Source organism: Spirosoma sp. 48-14, from assembly GCF_001898575.1.
Lineage (GTDB): Bacteria > Bacteroidota > Bacteroidia > Cytophagales > Spirosomataceae > Spirosoma.
Map to the genome: position 1 here is coordinate 86,247 of NZ_MKUD01000081.1, position 7,345 is coordinate 93,591.

Below are 7,345 nucleotides of genomic sequence, written 5' to 3' on the forward strand. Positions count from 1 at the left end.
GATCGTTTGCGATTTTATCCAGTACAGCGCGCTCACGGCCAGTAACCTGCTGATGAGTCCCCCAGCTAGACACTTTAAAAGACTTTTGCGCTGTTTTAGTCCAAATGCGGCCATAAAAAAGCCTCCCTGGATACCAGAGAGGCTTTTTACAATTCCAACCTACGAGGCAGTCTCTTACTTGAGTTAACTAGTATATAGTACTCGAATTGGCTACAACAGGACTATTTATAGGCAGCATTTTAGATAAAATCGTTAAGAGTGCGCTGTTTACATAGTCCCTGTCAGGATTTTGACGTCCAGAATAGCTAGTTGGTAATTCAACTGAGCGGACAGCAGATCGACCTGTGCCTTAGCCAGATTCGACTGGGCCGTGAGCAGATCGGTTTTCAGATTCAACCCTGCCGCCTGCCGATCCTGCTGGACTTTCAACTCGTCGCCCCGATACCGGGCCGCTTTCTGCGCCACGTCGATCAACGCTCTGGCCTGACTGATTTTCCGGTACGCTTTTTCCAGATCGCTATTTACCTGTTCCTGTGTATTCAGCAGGTTTTCCTGTGCCTGCTGCCGGATCAGATTGCGCTGCGCCATAACCTGCTTATTGGCCACTACATCCTGTAGATTCCATTTCAGATTGACGCCCACAAACGGGTTATTGACCGGAAAAATCAGGTTCCCTTTCTGATAGGTGTAGCCCGCCAGCACACCCAGATCGGGCCGGTAGCTTTGTTGAGCCGCCTTGATACCTAGTTGCGCTTTTTGCTGATTCAGCGATGCGAGCTGTATATCTACGTTGTTCCGCAGGGCTGACAGTTCGACTGAGTCCAGCGCAGGTACAGCGGCTGGTGCCAGATCAACACCCGCCAGCACCAGCGAATCGGCTTTGATGCCCGTCAGGCGTTTCAGGTCGGTTTCGTAATCGTCGCGTTGAATAGCGAGTTTAAGCAGATTCTGCTCTTCGTCGGCAATGTTGGCCTGTAGTCCGGCTTTGCTCACATCGATGGTTTTTCCTGACTGCAACGCACTTTCCACGTCGTACAGCTTCAGCTTCGCTACGTCGAGCCTGGTCGTGGCTTCAATCTGTTGCTGCTGGTTGATCAGCATGCCGTAATATAGTCGCTCAACAGCCTGCCGAATTTGCAAAGCCACTTTACGCTGCTCCTGCTCCGACATCTGTATATCCGTCTGGTCGATAGCCAGACCCGTTTTCACCTTACCCAACTGCGTAATTGGCTGGTAGGCGGTAAGACCCGCATTGAACGTGTGATGCTGCCCCAGGGCAAAGGTTTTGGTCTCGTTGGGGAGCGGCACCTGGGTGGTCTGACTCAGCGGAAGAACCCCGAACGAGCCCTGATCAATCACCAGTGAACCAACATTGGCGTTGTACTGATACGTGGAGTTGAGCGTTACCGATGGATATTTCTTGACATCGTCTTCCCGCAGTTTTGCCTGTTTCTCGGCTACCTGGAGCTTACGAATGGCCAGCCCCCGGTTATTCTGTAAGGCCAGATCAATGGCGCGCTGCAGGCTAACCGATTCCGGTTGCTGCGCACGGGCCTGATTTGCCATCAGCATCCCCAGGATGCTGAGGCTGATATATAACTTTAATTTAGGCTTCATGACTAACAGGTTGATTTTGAACGGCAAGGATATCTTTTTTATCGGCGGGCCGTATCCAGGAGATGTAGAGTACCGGCACCGTTAGCAGGGCCATCACCATCGACCAGAGTACACCCACGGCAATCACACTAGCGAGCGGACTCCACATGGGAGACCCCGACAGAATCATGGGCAGTACGCCAATGGCCGCAGCCGATGCCGTCAGAAAAATAGGGCGCAACCGCCGTTTGCCCGACTCGATGGCCGCCGTCCGGATATCCATGCCATGGTGCATCAGTTCGTTGGTGTGATCGACCAGAATGATGGCGTTTCGCACTACAATCCCCGACAGACTGACCAATCCGACAAAGGCCGTAAATCCGAAATTGTTGCCCGTGATGTACAGCCCGAATAAAGCCCCGAACAAACTGAGCGGAATGGTCAGCATCACAATAGCGGCTTCTTTCAGGTTACGGAACTGGAACAACAGGATGAAGAAAATTAGGACCAGGCTAATCACCAGCACTGTAATCATCTGGCTGAATGTTTCCTGTTTATTGGCAAACTCCCCCCCGTATTCGATCCGGTAACCAGCAGGCAACTGAAGGGTGTCGATGGCGGGTCGAATGGCTTTCAGCAACTCAGCAGGCAGTACGCCATGACTCGTTTCGCTCTGCACGGTCAGGGTACGGACCCCGTTGCGGTGCATGATGCGGCCAGTCTGCCATTTTGGTACCAGATCGGCAATCTGCCGGAGCGGCACTCGCCCATCAGTAATTGGCGACGAGAGGTAGGTATTTCCCAGATCGTCGGTGGTTTCGCGGTTTTGCTTATCCAGCCGAAACACGACATCGATGGCGTTGTTACCTTCGTAGAGCGTGGTGATCGGTGCCCCGCTGAAGCCCGTGTAGATCATCTGCGAAATGCTGGAGGTCGTAAACCCAAGGCGGTTCGCTTCATCTTTCAGCTGAATGCTAATACCGTAATAATCTTCCTGAAAATCATTCCGAACCAGCGCGCTGCCAGGTGCTTTTTTAACGATGCTTTCGACTTCCTGCCCGATGCTTTTCAGCCGGTTGATGTCGTCACCAATGATCCGTACTTCAACCGGAGCTTTCAGCGGCTGGCCCTGTTGCAGTAGCTTGATCTGCGGGCGTCCTTCCGGGATGATCGATCCAACTTTTTCCTGCAATTCCTCCGACAGGGTTTCGGTCGTATGTTCGTCGGTGGTATTGACCAGAATCTGCGCGTAGTTGCTGACGGGCACTTCCGGCGAAAAATTGTAGTAGAAACGCGGGGCGCTGGTTCCAACGAAGGTGGCAAAGGAAGTTACACGCTTATCCTGCTGGACCAGTTTTTCGACCTTTTTGATAGCCGCTTCCGTTTTATCAAGGCTGGTGCTGGTTGGCATCCAGAGTTCAACCACAAACTGGTTTCGCTCGGCAGCCGGGAAGAATTTCTGACGCACCCCACCCGTATAAAGCAGCCCGGCAAACACGATGGTAATCAGGCTCAGGCCAATGGTTAGTTTAGGATGGCGAATGGCCCAGTCGAGCGCTGCGTTATAGCCATTCTGCATCCGATCGAGCAGGGAGGTTTTCTTCGGGCCAGCCTCCGCGCTCGGATCGTGTAAGCCTTTCTTGATGAATACATAACACAGCAACGGTGTCAGCACCATGGCGACGATGAACGACGAAGCCAGGGCAATGGCTACCGTCCAGGGCAGAGCGTTGATGAATTCCCCTACCGAACCCGTCAGCAAAATCATCGGCATAAACGACGCAATGATCGTTACGGTAGCGGCCAGAACCGGCACTACCAGATCACTCGCGCTTCGCCAGGCAGCCGTCCAGCGATCAACGCCCGCGTCCAGCAGTTCGACATAGTTATCGGCAATCACAATCGCATCATCGACCACCATCCCCAACACCACGATCAGGGCCGCCAGCGATACCTGATGCAGCTCGATACCAAAGGCATGCATGAGGGCAAAGGTCACCGCCACCGTTACCGGGATGGCCATAGCCGCCACTGATGCAATACGGAAGGGCAACAGCAGCACCACCACAACGACTACCGAGAAAATAGCCAGGAAGAACTCATCGATGAAATGCGAGACGTTGTTATTGACTACCTGCGGCTGGTTGACGATGGTGGTCAGTTTCACATTGGCAGGAAACAGCTTTGTCGTTTCCGCAATCTTCTTGTCGACGGCCTTTCCAAAATCGACGATGTTGTTGCCTTCGTGCATCTGCACGGTCAGGATCAAGGATTTATGCCCATTGACGGTAATTTTGCTGGTAGGCTCGGCGTAGTCACGCTGAATGGTGGCAATATCGCCCAGCCGTACAAGCGCACCCGATTTCGAGGCCCCGACAATCTGGTTGGCAATCTCATTTTCTTTGGTGAAATAGCCACTGGTATACAGCGGGGCTTTCTGGGTTTCGGTATCGATTGCCCCAGTAGCACCAATGGAATTCTGCGACTGCAACAGCTTGACCACCTGCTGCATATCAACATCATACTGGGCCAGTTTTTCAGAATTCGACGAAACCACAATCTGTTCTTGTTGATCGCCAACCCGTTTGATTTTCGAAACGGCCGGAATCGTCCGCAGGTTGTCTTCTAGTTTCTGAGCGTACTGCTTCAACTGCGCAAAACTGGCCTGATCGCTTTCGATCCCAATCACCAGGGCTTCGGTATCACCAAAATCGGAGTTGACAATAGGCCCCCGAACGCCCTGGGGCAGCTCCAGGCTTTTCACGACCAGCAGCTGATGTCGTAATTTGCTCCAGAACACATCGGGGTTTTTGACTTTCTCACCGAGTTCGACATTCACCACCACCGCTCCGTCTCGGGTGGTCGAGTAGGTTTTATCCTTGCGGACTTCCTCAAACTGAAACAGATACTGCTCCAGCTTTTTGGTCACCTGGTCTTCTACCTGTGCGGAGTTGGCACCTGGATAAAAGGCCAGTACCAGCCCCTGACGAACGGTAATCTTGGGGTCTTCGCGACGGGGCATGGTCAAAAGAGAGTACACCCCCATTGCAAATACCAGCAGTAACACCGACAGGGTAACCTGTCTATATTTTAAAGAAGCTTGAACGAAATTCATGGCGTCGATTAATTAGAAAGGCTGACAGAAGAACCATCGGTGAGCTTTTGCTGACCGCCCGTTACCACGATTTCCTGCGGAGACAGTCCGGCAGTCACTTCGATCTTGTTGTTTACCAGTTGCCCTACGCTGACATTCCGGCGGAACGCTTTCTGCTGGGCTTTATCGACGATATAGACATAGCTCTGGCTATCCGTATCGTGCAGAATAGCTTCGGCAGGCAGCAAAAGTCGATCAACTGGCTGATTGGATGTTAGCGTGATTTCGGCGATCATCCCTGGTCGAATCAGCCCGTTCGGATTGGGCAGTTCGATTTTTACCGTAAAGGCCCGAGAGGTCACATCGGCTACCGAACCTACTTCTTTAACCTTGCCGGTAAACGTCTGTCCCACCGACGACACCAGCACCCGGGCCGACTGCCCAATTTTAATCGTATGCAGCTCACTTTCAGGAATGTAGGCATTGACACTAACCTTGCTGATGTCCGACACTACGAAAAGCGGTGTACCCACAGCCGTGATCTCACCGACCTCTGCCATTTTTTTCAGCATAACCCCGCTGATGGGTGCGTATAGTTTCGTATCCGATAGGTTCTTGGTCTGTAGTTTCTGCTGTACTTTGGCCTGCTGCAGCCCGTAATTCACTTTAGCGAAGTCGGCGTCGCTCAGGCTGTTACGGTCATGCATGATTTTCAGACGGGTATACTCGTCGCCCACCTGAGCTACCTGCACATCCGACAATTCCTTGGCAATACCGTAGTTGGTAGGATCGAGGCTGGCCAGCAACTGTCCTTTACGAACGGGCTGTCCTTCGTCGGCCGCGATAAAGTTCAATTTTCCGGCTACCATGAACCCAAGCCGTACGGTACGACTCCCCTCAATATTACCACTGATGGATGTTGTGCGGTTGATCGGTTGTTTGGTAACCTGTTCGGTAATAACAGGAACAGCTACCTCTTTTACTTCCGTAGCCTTTTCCTTTGTCTGACAACCACTTAAGGCAAGCAGGGTTATCAGCGCGATGTAGGGTTTACTGCTTTTCATAGCAATTAGTTAGTGAATTATGATGGTGCAAAATTGTCCGATGAAAAGCAGCTTTCTTTTCATCTATCTTAAAAAATAAAGGTGTAGGGTATCTTTCTTTATTCCTAAAATTTAGCGTACGTCCGATAGATTAGCCATAGGAATATCTGCCCTGATCTGCTGACCAGCGCCTGCCCAGGCATAGGGTTTTATTCGGATCGATCTGGATGCTGGCTGATTAGCGACCTGTTTTTCAGTTCATGCGTCAGCCAAAAGAGCACCTGAGCCGGAATCGTCTGAAACCATCCCGCTCATCACTCTTAAAATCAGACAACTAACCAAAAGGTAAGAATGTTATCGCTGAGCGCGTATAACGCTAAGAGTCTGCTGGGTAATGCCCAGATAAGACGCGATATGCCCCAGAGGAGCCTGTTGTAGAATGGATGGATACTGGGCCAGCAGGTTGTTGTACCGTTCCTGCGCCGACTGAAATTGTAAAGCACTCAACCGATCAGAAAACGTCTTCAGCGTCTCGATCAGCACTGTCCGCATCAGTTTTTCCAGATTATGATGTTGGTCGATGATCTTTTCCAGATCGGCATAGTTGATGGATCGGACAACAGACTTTTCGAGCAGTTCAAGCCCATAGGGAGAAGGACGTCCATAGAAAACGGTCTCGATGCCTACCGAGAACGAGTTCATCAGAAAAAAATGGTGAGTAATGTCCTTGCCATCGTGTCGAATGTAGTACGCCCTGCCAAGGCCCTGTTCAAAGAAGTAGACTTTCTGCGATACGTTGTCGGGCGGCAGGAGCTTATACCGCTTTGGAAATACCTCCCGTGCAAAGGCTTTATCCAGCTCATGTTCCAGTTCGGGGGAGATATCGACAAGTTGTTTCAGGTACGCAGTCAGTTCCATGTGGATTCGTTTACGGCCGAAAATTAGGGGTTTCGGCGGCACCAACCAATCCGACAGCCTAAACCCCGCACAGTAGCCGGGTTCACAACGGTCTGTCCGCGAACGCTTCCGGCAACGATTGCGTAAAAAGTCACAAACGTTTCTTTGCAAAATCTAAGGCAACACTCTATTCTTGGCAGATATTTCCCGAACCTGTTTTGCCTTTTTATGCCTAGAACCGGCTTACTGCTTATCCTGATTTTCGCGCTGCATTCCCTGGCTAATGCCCAGACCTTTATGGCCTTATGGCCTGCGGGTAAAATGCCTAATTCAAAGGGGCTGTTCCTAACCGACAGTATAGCGAACGAACGGATCTACCGGGTAGGTACACCCGGCTTTTACGTGTTTTTACCATCGGTACAGGAAAACAAGGGAGCCGCTGTTATTATTTGTCCGGGCGGTGGCTACGAACGACTGGCCTATCTGGTCAGTGGCTGGCAGCTGGCCAAATGGTTCAATACGCTGGGCATCAGCGCCTTTGTCCTGAACTATCGCCTACCCACCTCCCCCGATCTGAAACAACGGGAACTGGGGCCGCTTCAGGATGCTCAGCGAGCCATGAAGGTGATTCGTGCCCATGCGGCTCAATGGGGCATCAAACCCGATAAGGTAGGCATTATGGGAACATCGGCGGGCGGGCATCTGGCCGCTCACC

Annotated in this window: 5 protein-coding genes; 1 reads left to right on the forward strand and 4 read right to left on the reverse strand. The window is 51.7% G+C overall.

All coding sequences use genetic code 11. The annotated features are described in order from the left end of the window. Positions 1-267: 267 nt before the first annotated feature. The 4 genes from BGO59_RS32555 to BGO59_RS32570 all read right to left on the reverse strand — a co-directional run bounded on the left by BGO59_RS32555 (position 268) and on the right by BGO59_RS32570 (position 6,651). Positions 268-1,617 (reverse strand): TolC family protein, encoded by a 1,350-nt coding sequence (locus tag BGO59_RS32555; protein WP_293691302.1) that lies wholly within the window; start codon positions 1,615-1,617, stop codon positions 268-270. Next, a complete protein-coding gene (locus BGO59_RS32560; RefSeq protein WP_293691304.1) occupies positions 1,607-4,711 on the reverse strand; it encodes an efflux RND transporter permease subunit in 3,105 nt (1,034 codons plus the stop codon). Before BGO59_RS32560 ends, BGO59_RS32555 begins: the two co-directional genes overlap by 11 nt. 8 nt (positions 4,712-4,719) lie before the next feature. Continuing rightward, positions 4,720-5,754 (reverse strand): efflux RND transporter periplasmic adaptor subunit, encoded by a 1,035-nt coding sequence (locus tag BGO59_RS32565; RefSeq protein WP_293691306.1) that lies wholly within the window; start codon positions 5,752-5,754, stop codon positions 4,720-4,722. A 333-nt stretch (positions 5,755-6,087) separates the two neighbouring features. Further along, entirely contained in the window at positions 6,088-6,651 is a 564-nt protein-coding gene (locus tag BGO59_RS32570; RefSeq protein WP_293691308.1) for a Crp/Fnr family transcriptional regulator, read from the reverse strand. Between the two features lie 207 nt (positions 6,652-6,858). On the opposite strand from BGO59_RS32570, the gene BGO59_RS32575 reads away from it, so the two are divergent. After that, the coding region (locus BGO59_RS32575) for an alpha/beta hydrolase (protein WP_293691309.1) at positions 6,859-7,345 on the forward strand (487 nt) is incomplete at its 3' end.

Excerpts from the sequence above, each read along its gene's own strand:
- BGO59_RS32555 (WP_293691302.1), bottom strand. The coding sequence starts at position 1,617 with ATGAAGCCTAAATTAAAGTTATATATCAGCCTCAGCATCCTGGGGATG.
- BGO59_RS32560 (WP_293691304.1), bottom strand. The coding sequence starts at position 4,711 with ATGAATTTCGTTCAAGCTTCTTTAAAATATAGACAGGTTACCCTGTCG.
- BGO59_RS32565 (WP_293691306.1), bottom strand. The coding sequence starts at position 5,754 with ATGAAAAGCAGTAAACCCTACATCGCGCTGATAACCCTGCTTGCCTTA.
- BGO59_RS32570 (WP_293691308.1), bottom strand. The coding sequence starts at position 6,651 with ATGGAACTGACTGCGTACCTGAAACAACTTGTCGATATCTCCCCCGAA.